At 79.5% G+C, this 689-nt stretch carries 1 protein-coding gene; it reads left to right on the top strand.

The window, feature by feature from the left end:
- A partial coding sequence (locus tag KUM32_RS33750) for an IucA/IucC family protein (RefSeq protein ID WP_217145732.1) occupies nt 1–689 on the top strand: 689 nt, incomplete at both ends.

Raw genomic sequence — 689 nt, 5'->3', positions numbered from 1 at the left:
GGCCACGAGCCCGCCGGACCTGGCGGAGGTGGCGCGCTCCGGGGACGGTGCGAGCGAAGCCGACCGTGCCCACCGCGGGACGACGCCGGGCGCCGCGCTGGACCCGGGGGAGGAGGAGATCTATCCGGTCGAGGGCGCGCAGGGCAGCGCGTACGGCGGCGATGGCGCGCCCCCCGGCGCGTACGACACCACCGGCGCGCTGGACAGCGCCTACGGTGCCGCCGACGGCGTCGCCGACGCCACGGCCGCCCTCGCGGACGCGTTCAGCGCCGAGCACGCAGCGGGGTACGGGGCGGGGGAGGAGGCCGACGGGGCGGCGTACGGGGCGCCGGAGGGCGCGGCCGGCAGCGCCGAACTCGTGGGCCGGGTCGCGGACTCGGTGCGGCGCACCGCCGCCTTCCTCGTCGGTCGCCGCGCCGCCCCGGGCGACCCCGTCGCGAACGGTGCCTTCCTCAGCGGCGAGCAGTCGCTCCTGTTCGGCCACCCGCTGCACCCGACGCCCAAGAGCCGCGACGGGCTCTCCGAGGCGGAGGCCCGGGCCTACTCGCCCGAGCTGCGCGGCTCGTTCCCGCTGCACTGGTTGGCCGTGCGGCCCTCCGTGCTCGCCGCCGACTCGGCCTGGACCGAGCGTGGCCGCACCGTGCCCGCCGAGCGGCTCGTCACCCTGGTCGCCGGCGCGGTGCCGGCGC

Source organism: Streptomyces sp. AC627_RSS907, from assembly GCF_019049165.1.
This window is presented reverse-complemented; position numbering and strand designations above follow the sequence as displayed.